Source organism: Microcystis sp. M_QC_C_20170808_M3Col, from assembly GCF_007095505.1.
GTDB lineage: Bacteria > Cyanobacteriota > Cyanobacteriia > Cyanobacteriales > Microcystaceae > Microcystis.
Genome location: NZ_SFBY01000378.1, coordinates 1 through 15,201, shown reverse-complemented (window position 1 = coordinate 15,201; position 15,201 = coordinate 1). Strand labels below are relative to the sequence as shown.

15 protein-coding genes and 2 pseudogenes are annotated in these 15,201 nt (G+C 45.0%); 7 read left to right on the top strand and 10 right to left on the bottom strand.

The window, feature by feature from the left end:
• From EWV84_RS17535 to EWV84_RS17520, 4 genes and pseudogenes are all read left to right on the top strand, one after another.
• Positions 1–102 (top strand): annotated as a pseudogene (locus EWV84_RS17535) (zinc ribbon domain-containing protein); the annotation flags it as partial.
• A gap of 47 nt (positions 103–149) precedes the next feature.
• Positions 150–1,340 carry a glycosyltransferase family 4 protein gene (locus EWV84_RS17530; protein ID WP_287079037.1) on the top strand — a complete coding sequence of 397 codons (1,191 nt, stop codon included), beginning with the start codon at positions 150–152 and terminating at the stop codon, positions 1,338–1,340.
• Between the two features lie 90 nt (positions 1,341–1,430).
• Positions 1,431–2,048, top strand: coding sequence for a CP12 domain-containing protein (locus EWV84_RS17525; protein WP_149986108.1), 618 nt, complete (start codon positions 1,431–1,433; stop codon positions 2,046–2,048).
• A gap of 97 nt (positions 2,049–2,145) precedes the next feature.
• Positions 2,146–2,652, top strand: a complete 507-nt coding sequence (locus EWV84_RS17520) for a DUF1269 domain-containing protein (RefSeq protein WP_287079036.1) — start codon at positions 2,146–2,148, stop codon at positions 2,650–2,652.
• Positions 2,653–2,820: 168 nt separating this feature from the next.
• On the opposite strand, the pseudogene EWV84_RS17515 reads toward EWV84_RS17520, so the two are convergent.
• The 5 genes and pseudogenes from EWV84_RS17515 to acs all read right to left on the bottom strand — a co-directional run.
• Positions 2,821–3,045: pseudogene (locus EWV84_RS17515) on the bottom strand (DUF29 domain-containing protein); the annotation flags it as partial.
• A 33-nt stretch (positions 3,046–3,078) separates the two neighbouring features.
• Positions 3,079–3,531 carry an HNH endonuclease gene (locus tag EWV84_RS17510; RefSeq protein ID WP_287079035.1) on the bottom strand — a complete coding sequence of 151 codons (453 nt, stop codon included), beginning with the start codon at positions 3,529–3,531 and terminating at the stop codon, positions 3,079–3,081.
• Positions 3,515–3,760, bottom strand: coding sequence for a hypothetical protein (locus EWV84_RS17505; protein WP_286825736.1), 246 nt, complete (start codon positions 3,758–3,760; stop codon positions 3,515–3,517). The genes EWV84_RS17510 and EWV84_RS17505 overlap by 17 nt, the downstream gene beginning before the upstream one ends.
• A gap of 87 nt (positions 3,761–3,847) precedes the next feature.
• Complete coding sequence (locus EWV84_RS17500; RefSeq protein WP_287079034.1) at positions 3,848–4,846, bottom strand: PDDEXK family nuclease; 999 nt, start codon at positions 4,844–4,846, stop codon at positions 3,848–3,850.
• 527 nt (positions 4,847–5,373) lie between these two features.
• Positions 5,374–7,344, bottom strand: a complete 1,971-nt coding sequence (gene acs, locus EWV84_RS17495) for an acetate--CoA ligase (RefSeq protein WP_287079033.1) — start codon at positions 7,342–7,344, stop codon at positions 5,374–5,376.
• A 251-nt stretch (positions 7,345–7,595) separates the two neighbouring features.
• Here acs and psaC point away from each other — a divergent pair, with 251 nt between their 5' ends.
• The gene (psaC, locus tag EWV84_RS17490; RefSeq protein ID WP_002734319.1) at positions 7,596–7,841 is read left to right on the top strand and encodes a photosystem I iron-sulfur center protein PsaC; all 246 of its coding nucleotides are present in this window, start codon (positions 7,596–7,598) and stop codon (positions 7,839–7,841) included.
• A gap of 102 nt (positions 7,842–7,943) precedes the next feature.
• Here psaC and EWV84_RS17485 read toward each other — a convergent pair whose 3' ends face one another.
• Positions 7,944–8,654, bottom strand: coding sequence for a Uma2 family endonuclease (locus EWV84_RS17485; protein ID WP_287079032.1), 711 nt, complete (start codon positions 8,652–8,654; stop codon positions 7,944–7,946).
• A gap of 75 nt (positions 8,655–8,729) precedes the next feature.
• On the opposite strand from EWV84_RS17485, the gene EWV84_RS17480 reads away from it, so the two are divergent.
• Positions 8,730–9,458 (top strand): ABC transporter ATP-binding protein, encoded by a 729-nt coding sequence (locus EWV84_RS17480; protein ID WP_287079031.1) that lies wholly within the window; start codon positions 8,730–8,732, stop codon positions 9,456–9,458.
• A 2-nt stretch (positions 9,459–9,460) separates the two neighbouring features.
• Here EWV84_RS17480 and EWV84_RS17475 read toward each other — a convergent pair whose 3' ends face one another.
• The gene (locus EWV84_RS17475; RefSeq protein ID WP_287697491.1) at positions 9,461–10,231 is read right to left on the bottom strand and encodes a class II glutamine amidotransferase; all 771 of its coding nucleotides are present in this window, start codon (positions 10,229–10,231) and stop codon (positions 9,461–9,463) included.
• 443 nt (positions 10,232–10,674) lie between these two features.
• Here EWV84_RS17475 and thrC point away from each other — a divergent pair, with 443 nt between their 5' ends.
• Entirely contained in the window at positions 10,675–11,784 is a 1,110-nt protein-coding gene (gene thrC / locus EWV84_RS17470; RefSeq protein ID WP_016515533.1) for a threonine synthase, read from the top strand.
• 29 nt (positions 11,785–11,813) lie between these two features.
• Here the strand turns inward: thrC and hisB are convergent, their stop codons facing one another.
• The 3 genes from hisB to EWV84_RS17455 all read right to left on the bottom strand — a co-directional run bounded on the left by hisB (position 11,814) and on the right by EWV84_RS17455 (position 14,913).
• Entirely contained in the window at positions 11,814–12,443 is a 630-nt protein-coding gene (gene hisB / locus EWV84_RS17465) for an imidazoleglycerol-phosphate dehydratase HisB (RefSeq protein WP_002782099.1), read from the bottom strand.
• A 105-nt stretch (positions 12,444–12,548) separates the two neighbouring features.
• Positions 12,549–14,063, bottom strand: a complete 1,515-nt coding sequence (locus tag EWV84_RS17460) for an energy transducer TonB (RefSeq protein WP_287079029.1) — start codon at positions 14,061–14,063, stop codon at positions 12,549–12,551.
• Positions 14,064–14,229: 166 nt separating this feature from the next.
• A complete protein-coding gene (locus EWV84_RS17455) occupies positions 14,230–14,913 on the bottom strand; it encodes a hypothetical protein (RefSeq protein WP_287079028.1) in 684 nt (227 codons plus the stop codon).
• Positions 14,914–15,201 lie beyond the last annotated feature (288 nt).

Genomic DNA, 15,201 nt, shown 5'->3' with positions numbered 1-15,201 from the left:
AGAAAGGTTTTCAGTGGAGACATTGAGAATCTAAGCTGTCTCGTTGAACAAGGAATTTCCGATAGTGATAGGTCAAGAATCCCCCGTCACAGCGTAGCTTGACGGTGGGAGTATGTCAACAGCTTAAATCAGGTCGAGGTTAGGGAAAAATGAGGATTTTAGTGTTAGCGTGGGAATTTCCACCGCGATTAGTGGGCGGTATCGCCCGTCATGTCGCTGAACTCTATCCCGAAATCGTCAAACTCGGTCATGAAGTCCATTTAATCACGATCGAATTCGGTCAGGCCCCCAGTTACGAACTGGTCGAAGGCATTCACATCCACCGCGTCCCCGTACCCCCCGGCAATGACTTTTTCCATTGGGTGGTCAACATGAATAACAGCATGGGGCAACAGGGCGGCAAACTAATCGCCGAATACGGAAAATTTGACCTTGTTCATGCCCACGATTGGTTAGTAGGGGATGCGGCCATTGCCATGAAACATCTCTTTAAAATACCCCTGATTGCCACTATTCACGCCACGGAATACGGACGTTATAACGGACTGCACACCGACACCCAACGCTATATCGGCAGCAAAGAGGGAACCCTCGTCTATAATGCTTGGCGCATTATCGTCTGCACTGGCTATATGCGTCATGAAGTCCATCGGGCTTTGGGCGCACCCTGGGATAAAATCGATGTGGTTTATAACGGTATTCGGGCCGAGAAAAAGCAAAGAGACCCTAACTTTGATTACCAAGCTTTTCGTCGTCAATATGCCCAAGATCACGAAAAAATCGTCTATTACGTCGGGCGTATGACCTTTGAAAAGGGGGTTTCGGTGTTACTCAACGCTGCCCCAAAAGTCCTCGTCCAGACCGAGGGTCAAACTAAATTTGTCATTATCGGTGGCGGCAATACCGACAAACTCAAACAACAGGCCTGGCATCTCGGTATCTGGCATCATTGTTATTTTACGGGCTTTATGTCCGATGAAAACCTCGATCGCTTCCAAACCGTGGCCGATTGTGCCGTTTTTCCTAGTCTTTACGAACCTTTTGGTATTGTCGCCTTGGAAAGTTTCGCCGCTAGGGTTCCCGTGGTAGTTTCCGATACCTGCGGTTTTCCCGAAGTTGTCCGTCATGGCCAAACGGGAATTGTCACCCGGGTCAATAATCCCGATTCCCTCGCTTGGGGCATTTTAGAGGTTTTAAATCATCCCGAATACGCTCAAAAATTAGTTAATAACGCCTACGAAGACCTAGAAAAACGCTTTCATTGGGCGAATTTAGCCCGTCAAACCGAGACAGTATATGGTTTGGTTGTCCAAGAACGACAACTGGTAGAATGGCGTTAATCAGGGAGCGGTTTTTTAGCCGTCAGCCGTCAGCATTAGGGGTCAGTTTATACCCTAAAATAACAAAGGCACAACTTAACTTCTCTAACTATGACTATGAAAGCAGCTGAAATTATGACCACGGAGGTGGCCAAGATTAAAGGTTCTGAAACCGTTGCCAAAGCAGTACAATTGATGAGAGAAAAGAACATTAGAACTCTCATTGTTGATCGCCGTCACGATGAAGATGCTTACGGAATTATCACTGAAACCGATATTGTCTATAAAGTCGTCGCTTTCGGTCAAGATCCGCAAAAGGTGCGAGTCTATGAAGTGATGAGCAAACCCTGCATCGTGATTAATCCCGACCTCGGGGTTGAATATGTAGCTCGCTTATTTGCTAATACCGGTATTCGTTTCGCACCGGTAATTAAAGGTGATTTACTCGGTGTTATATCTGTTAGTGACATCCTCCATAAAGGTAACGCCGTCGAAAAGCCCCGCAGTCTTGATTTAGAAGCGGAGATTATCAAAGCTAGAGATATTGCCCGGGCAGTATGTGCTGAAAAAGGGGGAAATTCTCCCGATTGTGCCGCAGCTTGGGATATTGTTGAGGAATTACAGGCAGAATTGGCACACCAACGCGCTAAAAAACCGGAAAAAACCTATTTTGAGGAATACTGTCAAGAAAATCCCGATGCTTTTGAAGCTCGTATTTATGACACCTAATCTCCATGGGTTTGAGGTATCGGAGAATACCTCAAACGTTTTAATCCGGCAAAAGTAGTGTATAAAGGTTTTATTTACTAATAATCGAGGAAAAACTATGGCTGATCTATTTGTCATCGCCTATGAGGACGAATTTAAAGCAGAAGAAGTTCGTTTAACTTTGGCTAAACTGCAACAGGAACATCTCATCGAGTTAGAAGATGCTGCCGTAGTGGTTAAAAACAAAGATGGCCAGATTAAACTCAAGCAAGCGGTCAATTTAACGGCAGCAGGAGCCGCTAGTGGCAGTTTCTGGGGATTATTAATCGGAATGCTCTTTTTATCCCCTTTATTAGGGGCTGTCCTCGGTGCTGCTGGTGGCGCTTTGGGAGGTGCTTTAACTGATATCGGTGTGGATGACAATTTTATGCGCGAATTGGGAGAAACCCTGCAGCCCAGTACCTCTGCTCTCTTTGTTCTCGTCCAAAAAGTTACCCCCGATAAGGTCCTCGATGAAGTGGCCCCCTACGGAGGTAAAGTGTTACGCACTTCTTTGACCAAAACCGACGAAGCTGAATTACAGAAAGTTCTCGACCAAAGAGGTGTTAAACCCGAAATCGTTTAGCATATGGGTCCATAAAAGCCAGAAAAAGGGAATATATTTCCCTTTTTGCTTTTTTAGGTAATTTATACTAAATCCCTTGAGTATAGGCTACATATCAGGACAGGCACTCATGCAAAAGGGGGAATAGATAATCAGTCTTTAATAACCGGATTTAGTATTATTTAACCTTCAATCCAGGCTATCACCGGGCAACCAATCTTCTATCACCTGCGCGATAGTATAGGGACAAAACTCGGGAAAAATGCTAAGGACTAAACCTGTTTGTCTGGCGGTTTCCCGACGCGCTCTGGTATATTCCTTGTCCAAAATTTGCGCGGGATAACTGCTTAAACTGGGACTATCCTCTAACTTACGACGAATTTGCGATCGCCCATCATTGATGAAATCCAACCAACGGTGAAGTTAACTGGCTGGCGACAACACTGCTTAGGCTTGGCATGGATCATCTGCTGGAGGATGCAATCCAGTTTGTGTCCAAAAACGTCTTGTTTCTCGAATGGAATCGTTTTCTGGATAACGGTTATCATTCAAATCAAGCCGAAGACAAGTTGCACGACCAATCGGCGTAGTTCCTTCTATAACAACGCCTTGACTTAGCCAAACGAAATGCTCTTCCCACTTTTGTTTGCGAGGATTGAACATAGGAACAATCTCCTGAGTATCTGGATCAATGCCAGCTACAAAGTTGTATCGCCTCTCATTGCAACGACGACAGGCAAGTGCGAGATTATCAAGTTCATCAGAACCACCCAAAGATTTTGGAATGACATGATCAACGGTAAATCGATTAGCACTCAGTCGCTCCGGTGAATGACAATACTCACAGATGTATTTAGCCCGTTCTCGAATTGCTTGCTTAAGTTCATGACTGATTGACATTTTGAGCAGCAAGCATCGCATTAATATGGGTAAAAATTCGATCTAACTCCCCAATTGCATCTAACTCAGCAATTTCATCAGGAGTAATTTGATCAGTTTTTTTCTTTTCCAACAAGCTTTCCATTCGCAGTTGAAGGGATTCACTGAATTTGAATAAGCTCCAGTTACCCAGGTTTTCCAGCTGGATTTCATGAATTAGAGAAGATGGCTTGTTAAGAGTTGTAACCACTTGACCTCTATCGTGCTTTCTATAAAGAGAATAATCCTCGTGACCGATATATAGTATAACGCGCTCCAATCAAGGCCGGATAAGGTTTTACAGTTCTTCTATTTGATAGCCTTGGCTCTTGGCAATTTCAAGGATTGGACTAATGTTATCAATTCCCCACTGGTTGCAAACGGCAATGGTTTCGCCCTCTCCAGTTTTGAGTAATTGTTCCTCATTTAAGAAATAGCGTTTTGCGCCTCCTTTAGACTCTGCTTTTTCTAGCAGAGCTACAACACCAAAATTCCGACAAATCGCATCAGGAAAAACTTGACGTAATTGCTCAAAGGTTGTATTCGGGTGAGTCTGCAGATAATGAGCAACGATAGCCAGGACAAGCTGGCGCTTATTATAGACTTTCCCAAGAAACTGATATTTTGTCTTGTCTTTGCTAGAACTGGCAGCAGCTCGTTGAGCCGATGCTTGCTCTCGCACTTTCACCTGATATTCCTCCGCTTCTGGCAAGGGGATTATCTGCTCAATATCAAGCAGAAGCTCTTCACCAAGTCTATAAGGCTGTAGACGAACGCAGCGAATATCACTATCGCGCTTATTGAGCCACATCACTGATGTAGTCAGTTCTTTAGAAAAATTAGCAGCGGCGAGGACGATTCTGACATCTTTGGGAAATTGTTCTTCCAAGGAATCACTCCAACCCAAAAAATTGAGGATTTCTTCTTCAGCGCTTTTATCAATGCAGCGTTTGTCTAGATATTGCTGGTGGATTTCAACAGCCCTTTTGAAGGTTAGTGTAGAAACCATAGCACCGTAACGCAGCGCTTGCAATTCCATATGAGCGCCTGTTTCATCTCTTTTAAGTTCGACAACTACCAAATTTGCTTGCTTATCAATGCCGAGCAGGTCAATCCTTCTAGCTCCCTCAGTCCACTCTGAGAACTCTTCAGCAATAACCAATGTATCCAGAGAGATGACCGTAATTTTATCCCTTAACGCCGCTTGAAGATCATTACGCTCTTGAATCCCTTCTGCTCCAAACTGAGTGCTCTTAACCTCAGTAAGTTGCTTGTCCTTAAAAGTGTAGATGGGCATAGGCTCTACTAAAGATAGAAAACTGCTGCTATTGAGGGGCAGGACGAAAGCCAGCTAACTACATATTATACGAAAACTTTCTATATAACACTCTCTGGGGTAACGATGTGGGTCAACTTTCTGTATATCACCCTGTCATACAACATATATACTAATTTGTCAATAACCTATTTGGTATCTCTCTTGTGACGCTTCACGGGTAAGAATTACAGGTATTTTGGCTAATTCGCTCTAATCCATACTGGGTAATGATTTTGGGAAAGATACCAAATGGACTCTATAGAGAAAGACATTGCTGCGATATTTGTCAATTGTTTTCGATCTAGAGCGAACTAATCAATTAAGTCTTTTGCCAGATAAGAATTTAGTCGATTTATGCCGCCCGATCGAACCATACCAAGTAACGAAGAACCGTTATAGCTTTGGTGCTTGAGCAAATACGTTCACCGAGAATCACTTTAGTTAGAGTGAGATAAGATTAACTCTTAATTCCTCACCCTAACTACTAGGAAAAACCGGCAATTAAATTACGCACCTTCCCGTAATTTATCCAAAACCGATCGATCTTCTAGAGTAGAAGTATCACCAGAAATCTCTTGACCTGATGCTAAAGTTCGCAAGAGACGACGCATAATTTTACCCGATCGCGTTTTTGGCAGCACATCGGTAAAACGGATTTCTCCCGGTCGAGCAATAATGCCAATTTCCTTGACAACGTGATCCTTTAATGCTTGCGCTAACTCCGGACTCGCTTCATAATGCCCCTCGAGAGTCACAAAAGCATAGACTTCTTCCCCTTTAATTTCATCCGGTCGTCCCACTACAGCCGCCTCCGCTACCGCGGGATGAGATACTAAAGCTGATTCGATCTCCATTGTCCCTAAACGGTGGCCAGAAACGCTCATCACGTCATCGACGCGCCCCATTACCCAGAAATAACCGTCTTCGTCCTGACGACTACCATCCCCGGCAAAATAGAGATATTGGCCATTTTTGGGGGCGATATGTTCCCAGTAGGTATTGCGGAAGCGATCGGGATTTTTATAGACTGTTCGCATCATACCGGGCCAGGGATATTTGACCACCAGATAACCCCCCTCATTCGCGTGGGTGGGATTGCCCTCTAAGTCCACCACTTCGGCGATAATACCGGGAAAAGGTAGGGTTGCTGACCCCGGTTTGGTGGCAATTGCCCCGGGTAAGGGAGTAATCATAATCCCCCCGGTTTCCGTTTGCCACCAAGTATCGACAATCGGACATTTTTCCTTACCGATAACCCGGTGATACCACATCCACGCTTCCGGGTTAATCGGTTCTCCCACAGTTCCCAGTAAGCGCAAAGAGGATAAATCCCGGCTATTGGGGATATCTTCACCCATTTTGATAAAAGCGCGGATGGCAGTGGGGGCAGTATAAAAGATATTAACCCGATATTTCTCGATTACATCCCAAAAACAGCCTAAATTAGAGGGACGGGGAACCCCTTCATACATTACCGTGGTTGCACCATTGGAAAGCGGTCCGTAAACGATATAACTATGGCCGGTAATCCAACCCACATCGGCAGTACACCAGTAAACATCGGTGTCTTTCAGGTCAAAAATCCATTTGCTGGTGATATGGGTGTAGAGATTATAACCGCCGGTGGTGTGGACGACTCCTTTCGGTTTGCCGGTGGAACCACTGGTGTAGAGGATAAATAACATATCTTCGCTATCCATGGGTTCGGCCGGACAGTTAGCAGATACCTGTTTTTGTAGATCATGCCACCAGTAATCGCGATCGGCAACCATATTGATGGGTTCCTTGCTGCGCTGAACAACGAGAACTTTTTCCACACTGGGGGCGCTATTATCGGCTAGAGCCAGATCTACCTGTTCCTTGAGGGCAACTACTTTATCCTTGCGGAAACCACCATCGGCAGTGATTACCACCTTAGCAGCCGCATCATTAAGACGATCGCGCAAAGCATCGGCACTAAATCCCCCAAAAACTACACTGTGGGGCGCGCCAATTCTGGCACAGGCTAACATAGCGATCGCTGCTTCGGGAATCATCGGCATATAAATTCCGACCACATCGCCTTTTTTTACGCCTAATTCCTTTAAAGCGTTGGCAAATTGACAGACTTCTCGGTGTAGCTGTTCGTAGGTAATGGTGCGACTGTCTCCCGGTTCTCCTTCCCAGATAATGGCAGCTTTATTGCGTCTCCATGTCGTGAGATGTCTGTCAATACAGTTGTAACAAATATTAATCTTGCCGTTGACGAACCATTTAGCAAAGGGGGGCTGCCAGTCAAGAATCTCTGACCATTTTTCAAACCAATGTAATTCTTTTTCGGCTAATTGGGCCCAAAAAGCCGGGGGATCGGCCTTGGCTTTGGCGTAGAGTTGCTGGTATTCTTCAAAGCTTTTAATTGTGGCATTCTGAGAAAATTCGGCACTGGGAGGAAACAGCCGATTTTCCTGTAGAATCGATTCGATCGCTATTTCTGTCATACTGGCAAACGAAATAAATTATCTTGCGATCCAGATTACCTTTTTCGGTTCCCCCCGTAACCTTGGCAAGCAATTCTTTAAGGCTATTTTAGGATTACTCGATCCCCAACTAGCGATCGCAATTTGGACCCAAGTGTTACAGAGTTTAAAGTTATGTCACCGATCGAGCGATGAACAGATCGCTGTAAGGTAAACTAACCGATAAACCCGAAATTTAACATGGAGAACACTCGGTAAGGAGTCATAATTCAATGTCTCATAGCGTTAAAATTTACGATACCTGTATCGGTTGCACCCAATGCGTTCGGGCTTGTCCCCTCGACGTGCTGGAAATGGTTCCCTGGGATGGCTGTAAAGCTGCCCAGATTGCCTCCTCCCCCCGCACTGAAGACTGTATTGGTTGTAAACGTTGCGAAACGGCTTGTCCGACGGATTTCCTAAGCATTCGGGTTTATCTCGGAGCAGAAACCACCCGCAGTATGGGTCTAGCCTACTAGGCCTGGCAATCATTCTGTGTTTAATATTTAGCGAAAACTAATCTTGTTAAGAGGACTAACCAGTCCTCTTTTTTTGTTATACTCCCTTCGCTAGTTCAAACCTTAGTTAGGTAATTCCCCAAAAAGTTGACGATATTTTTGCAATTTTGCTTCCATTTCTACTAACTGCTGATTGGCCTGTTCAGCCCGTTGGCGTTCATTTTCAGCCCGTTGGCGTTCATTTTCAGCCCGTTGCTTTTCCTGTTCCAGTAGTTGATTAATTTCGCTGTAGGACGAGAATTGAGTACCATCAGGACGATAAATTTTTAACTCGTCGGTTAAGTCAAAACGAATGCCTAAACGGGGACTCACCCAATTATTAACCTCACTAACACTGTCTAAACTGTCACCAATTCGCTGCCAAGCTTCTAGACTATTATCATCGGGATCATAGACGTAGTATTCTTGGACTCCATAGCGATCATAAAATAGCAATTTTTTGGCCATTTCGATGGAGGTGTTACTGGGAGAAAGAATCTCAAAGACGACTTGAGGAGCAAGATTATCCTCTTGCCATTGTTTGTAGGAACCTCGATCGCCTTTCGGTCTGCCAAATACTACCATCGTATCAGGAGCAGCGGCAATTTTTGGCTGGCCTTGCACGGGATACCATAACAGCTCCCCCGCTACAAATACCTGGGGAGCATCGATATATAACCAGTCGAGATTCTGCTTAATCGTTACTATCCAGTGGAATTGTTTAGTATTATCTGCCATCGGTTTACCATCGCTCTCAGGATAGATAATCTCGGTTTTGTTAACTTGACTAACCATGGGGAATACCTGCCGAAATCATTGGGCTATTTTCATTATATAATAACTTTAAACTAAGTAAGGAAAAAACTCACCTTGATTTTAGAAATACAACAGGTTAATTTAGCGGTAAGACGAGGAAGTGCTTATCTATTAGAAGATATTACTTTTAGCGTCAAGCAAGGAGAAAAGTTAGCTATTGTCGGAGCATCTGGGGCAGGAAAAACGACTATTTTGCGCTTGTTAAATCGTTTGCAAGAACCCAGCACGGGAAATATTTATTTTCAAGGTAAATCGATTAAGGAAATACCAGTTATTTCCCTGCGACAACAGATAGTTTTATTGCTCCAAGAATCGAAGTTATTAGGAATGACTGTTCGAGATGCCCTCGCTTATCCTTTGCAATTTAAAAAACTTACCCCTGCTGAAATTAATCAGAGAATTGACCGTTGGACATCCCTATTAAAAATTCCCGAACAGTGGTTTGAGCGCGGGGAGTTAGAATTATCTTTAGGACAAAGACAATTGGTGGCAATTACCAGAGCCTTGCTGTTAGAACCGAGCATACTGTTATTAGATGAACCCACCTCTGCTCTGGATACAGGCACGGCCAACAGGTTATTAGAAGTATTAAATAATCAAAGTTCAATGACGATAATTATGGTCAATCATCAACTAGATTTTTTAGAGGAATTTGCCGAGCGAGTCATTTATCTAGAAGCGGGAAAAATCAGGTCAGATTGCCTCGCCAATCAATTAGATTGGTTAGGGCTAAAAACTCAGTTAATTGATTTAGAAAAATCTCGACAAAGTGACAACTGGTAAGATTAACTTAAAATTGCCGCACCCTCCTGAAAAACTAATAATTCTCCTGCATTAATCGCTGTCCAAACTTCATTATCAGTTAAGGGAGTAGTGGCAATAATTGCTACTTGATCGCTCGGACGAGCTAAAGCTTGAAAATCAACGCTAACATCTTCATCGATTAAATGAGCGGCGGCAAAAGGATACTGACGGATTATATAGCTTAATTTCGTCGAACAATGGGCAAAAAAATGTTCACCATCGGATAAAAGATAATTAAAAATTCCTTGACAAGCGATAGAGTTTGTGATAGTTTTTAGGACTTGATAAAGTTGTTCTAGGGAAGGTTTGCCCTGGGGAAAAGTCTCTCGCAGGGTATTAAGAATTAAACAGAAAGCTTTTTCTGAATCCGTGTCCCCAACCGGTTGATAAAAATCTCCCGCAGGAGGTGAGAAATTTTCTAAATGACCATTATGAGCAAAAACCCAATATTTTCCCCACAATTCACGCCGAAAAGGATGACAGTTTTCTAGTTTAATTTCTCCTTGGGTAGCTTTGCGAATATGGGCGATAACATTGGTAGAATGGATGGGATAGTTTTTAATTAATGCCGCAATGGGAGAAGCGATCGAGGGTTTAACATCAATAAAAATTCGACAACCTAAACCTTCAAAAAAAGCGATTCCCCAACCGTCTCGATGTTCGTCGGTTTTTCCTCCCCGCGCACAAAATCCCTCGAAGGAAAAACAGATATCCGTGGGGACATTACAATTCATGCCTAGAAGTTGACACATAGTTGCTTGAGTTTGAACATCAGATGCCGGCACAATTACTGCCAGTAGCCGTGACAGGAGACAGGAGAATTTTTTCCAGCTGCCTCTTGCCTATCCTAGCTAAGAAATTAATCTGGCACTACTGCTAATTAGGGTTTACTGAAAAAGTTTCTTGGTGGGTGTGGGGTTTTACCGATTTTCAGAAGGTTTTTAGATTTATTCAGTAAACCCCAATTAAATCAATCTCTGAAAGACAAAAAAGGCAAAAAATCAGATTTATAGCGATAAAATAACTATTTTTTGACTAAAAAGGTCATTTATTGGCTGTTACTGTCTTTTATCTTTCCGCATCCCTGTTTTAAACCCCATGAATCCCAATCGGGCGATCGAGATTAATTTTTTGGCCTGCTTATTGGATAAAATAGGAGACTGGGCCATCTAATCAAATCTGTATCCTTAAGGCTATGACAACTATTTCTCGATCGATCCCCCAATCACCCACTAAATCCTCGTCTATCGGCGGCTGGCGCGGTTTGATCGAAGAATATCGCCAATTTCTGCCCGTAAGCAGTAAAACCCCTGTAATTACCCTCCTAGAAGGCAATACACCCCTGATCCCCGCCCCCTATCTCTCAGCACAAATCGGGCGCGATGTCAAGGTTTTTGTCAAATATGATGGTTTAAATCCCACCGGCAGCTTTAAAGACCGGGGCATGACCATGGCCATCTCGAAAGCGAAGGAAGAAGGGGCAAAAGCGGTGATTTGTGCCAGTACCGGCAACACCTCGGCGGCGGCGGCAGCCTATGCAAGAAGGGCCGGGATGCGGGCCTTTGTGATTATCCCCGACGGTTATGTGGCCTTAGGAAAATTAGCCCAAGCTTTATTGTACGGGGCGGAAGTCATCGCTATTAATGGCAACTTCGATGATGCCCTGAAGATTGTCCGCCAACTATCAGAAAATTATCCCGTAACTTTAGTCAATTCCGTCAATCCCTACCGTTTAGAGGGTCAAAAAACGGCGGCTTTCGAGATTGTCGATGTCTTGGGTAATGCCCCCGACTGGTTATGTATTCCCGTGGGTAATGCGGGCAATATTAGCGCCTATTGGATGGGATTCTGTCAGTATCACCAGATAGGCAAATGTGACCGACTGCCGAAGATGATGGGTTTTCAGGCCGCCGGGGCCGCCCCTTTTATCTCCAAACAACCGGTTGACCATCCCGAAACCCTAGCCACGGCTATCCGTATCGGCAACCCCGCTAACTGGGAAAAAGCCTGGGCCGCTAGTCACGCTAGTCAAGGGCAATTTCATGCTGTCAGCGATGAGGAAATATTGGCAGCCTATCGGATTTTAGGGGGCCAAGAGGGGGTTTTCTGTGAACCAGCCAGCGCCGCTTCTGTGGCAGGATTATTAAAAGTGCATCAACAGGTTCCCGATGGGGCCACCGTAGTGTGTGTTTTAACGGGAAATGGACTAAAAGACCCAGATTCGGCGGTAAAACACAGCAATAATCAACTAAAATCTGGGATTGCTCCCGAATTAACCCAAGTGGCTCAAATTATGGGCTTCTAAGCTAACGTTAATTCGGTTAAGCAGTGCTTCTATAAAACGCCCTTAGAACTAGGAATTATACCGGCGCGACGGGGATCGATCGCTATGGCCATACTCATCGCCCGGGCAAAAGCTTTAAAAGTAGCCTCAATAATATGATGGGAATTAATCCCGTCTAATTGGCGAATATGTAGGGTCATTTGACTGTGATTGACCAAAGCAACGAAAAATTCCCGCACTAGCTGAGTATCGTAGGTTCCCACTCTTTGGGTGGGAATTTCTAGACCATAACTGAGGTGGGGGCGACCGGAAAAATCGAGGGCAACTTGCACTAAAGCTTCATCGAGAGGGGCGACAAAATGCCCGAAACGGACGATCCCTTTTTTGTCTCCCAAAGCTTGCAGTAAAGCTTGTCCGAGGGTGATTCCCACGTCTTCATTGGTGTGATGGTCATCAATTTCTAGATCTCCGGTGGCGCGTACATCGAGATCGATCGCAGCGTGGGAGGCGATTTGCTGCAACATATGATCAAGAAAGGGAATTCCTGTCTGGGCGCGACAATTGCCGCTACCATCAAGATCGATCGTCACCTGTACATCGGTTTCTTTGGTAGTACGACTAACCGAGGCGCGACGGCAAGGTGAGACAAAAGAATCGGGGATTTGGGAAGTGGAAATCATTTGAGTAAAAATATGGACTAGGGAGATGGGAGTTTTTTTCAGTAATCAGTAAACCTAAAACTCACATCTGATAACTGATAACTGATCACTGATCACTGAAAAGGCCTAACTTTCTGGTTCAGTTTTAGCGGACGCCGGCGGACCGGGGGGCAAAACTTCCTCGCTGACGGGTTGAGGATTTTGGCTAGTGGGGGGACCGGCGGGGGAACCCTCCGGCTGATTGAGAGCGGGGGTTTGTGGAGGAGTTTCTGGGGCTTTTTCTTCGATTATCGCTTCTTTGGGCGTTTCTGGCTGGGTTTGGGGTGGATTTGTCCCTGTAGCTGCGGGGGGCTTGACGTTATCCGGTTGGGGGCTAACGGGGGGTTGCGGCGGTTGATTGGGACGAAGCGGGGTTTCAATTGCCGGCGTTACGGGGGGGGAGTTACGGGTATTGAGGTTGCTACCCTCTGGTTTTGGAGGATTAGCGATCGCCCCTGGGCACACTTCCGGGTTAGGGGCAAAACTGACTCGCACCTGATAGATTCTCGACTCACCACTGGGATTATTAAAACGAGTTAAGCGTACTTCCCTAGCCCCCTGTTGATTGAAAATCGGGAAGCCAGCACTTTTAATTAACTGGGGTTCACTGCTGAGGCGGCCTTGGGCATCCACCGTCACCCCATAAACCGCCGTCCCCGCTAATTGACGGGAACAAGCCGTAGCGGGATAATTACCGGTCAAATTGACGGTAGTTATGCCTCTGCTGCCCTGATTGGGCTGATTTAGTTCATTTAAGGCGTTAGGATTAGTTTTTTGGACTCTGGCCAGCCAATCCACCTGATTTCTCATAGCATCCTCGTTACTGGTATTGCTTTTATCCGCCTCCAGGGAGCGCAAACGTTCCTGCATTTCCCACATTAATTGTTGACGACGCTGTTCATCGAGGGGCGATTGACCATTCGGCTCCGGTGTGCGGGCTAGGGAATTGTTTAATTGTTCCTGCGCCTGTTGCGATGCACTAAGGGGCGAATTTCGCAATCTATCTAAAGTTAGATTATTTTGGTAGGGATCGAAGTCAGGCTGGAGCTGCTGGTTATTAGTCTGCCTCGGCAGATTATTATTCTCTGGCAGGGTGGGAACAGAAGGAGGACTAGGTAAACTGGGGGTAGAAGTGGGAAAATTGCGAGGAATCGGTAATCTACCCAGGGATGGGATAGATGCCACGGGAGGAGAATAGATATTGACGGAGGGTAAAGAGGAGAGGGGAGGTAAAGCAGGTAAGGAAGGTAAAGGGGGAAGGGAAGAAACCGAGGGTAAAGGAGGTAAGGTGCTGTTATGGATACCATCCATGGGGGGGAGAGGTGGCAAAGAGGAAGAAGATGAATTGAGGTTAGGCAGTCCGGGTAAGCTGGATAGGGAGGAGTCGAGACTGGGAAGACGTGACTGCTCTAGAGGGTTCAATTCAATCAGATTGACGTTGCGTAAATCCTTTTTTGCCTCCTGCACTGGATTATTGAGGAAATTAGGTAAGATAATCGCTAAAATTAGACCATGAATACCAAGAGAAGCGGCGAACGAGAGATTATTAGAGTTAATTAGTTTATTTTCTTCGGTTTCTAGACCAAAATAGGAGGATGTCATAATTTAGTTAATTGAGCAGAGCCTTGAGGGGAAAAGTTAACTCTATTTTAATCGTCAGGGCGATTTTTTTTCTTGAGGGCGGGGAATTAATTGGTGTCAGTACCCCATCACCCCACCACCCCACACCCCACACCCTGCCACCACCGAAAAACTTTTTCAGCCAACCCTACTTATGCTGTGAGCGGGCCACAGCTTTTAATTTGGGATACAATTCCGAAGGGTCTAACAAAGGGATAAACTCATCGATTGCCGGTTTAAAATTAGCCGGAAAATTCTCCCTCGTTCCATGGCTGTTAGGCGATTTAGGCACTGATTCTAATTCAGGGAATTTGGGCGTTTCTGGGGTTAACTGCGAGAATAATTCCTCCACATTACTCATACCTTTGCGAGGATCATTAAAAAGAGAAGTTTCTAAGTTGAGTAAAGAATCTTTACTCGTGGCTACTGTGCCATTATTATCGGTTTTTCCCGCTTCTGGCTCTGGACAGGGCTGCTCAAGGGTGGGAGAAGGTATATTGATCTGTTCCCGTTTAGGGATAACTGCTGGTTTTTTGCCATTTAACTGGGAATCTAGCAAGTTTTTACAAACCAAGCGCTCGAATTCCCCCGTAAAATGAAAGGTAGGATGGCCGCGACGGTGCCAAATTTTGAGGATTTCCTCCACCGAAATGACTTTGTAACGTCCCTGATAGAGTGCCTCTAAAATCGCCATGCGAATCCAATTTAGCGAATAGATGGGCAACCAGCGATCGATTAATTCTTGCGCTTTATATCCTCTCATTTCAAATCGATATTGGTTGAGTATAGTCGCTATCTGCATGAGGTTGATCTCTGGGTTAATCTCTGTCATAGAATTTACAAAGATAGTGAGCGCAATCGTTATGGCTACTAGGCACTCTGTATATTAAGATTTTATTCGGGTTTTTCCTAGTGGTTTTTCCCTATTCTCCCCACAGTTACCCTTTCGGCGCATCTTCACTCAAGGTCAGTTGACTCCCTAAAATCGGGTTAGCTGAATAGGTAGTGATTCGGTAGTAGTGGTGAGCTATCTTGCTTATCTAGCCTGAGTTGTGTAGAATATTTACTAATAAAAATAATTACTTGACAAATGTCAAGAGTTTGCTTTTTATGATTGCTG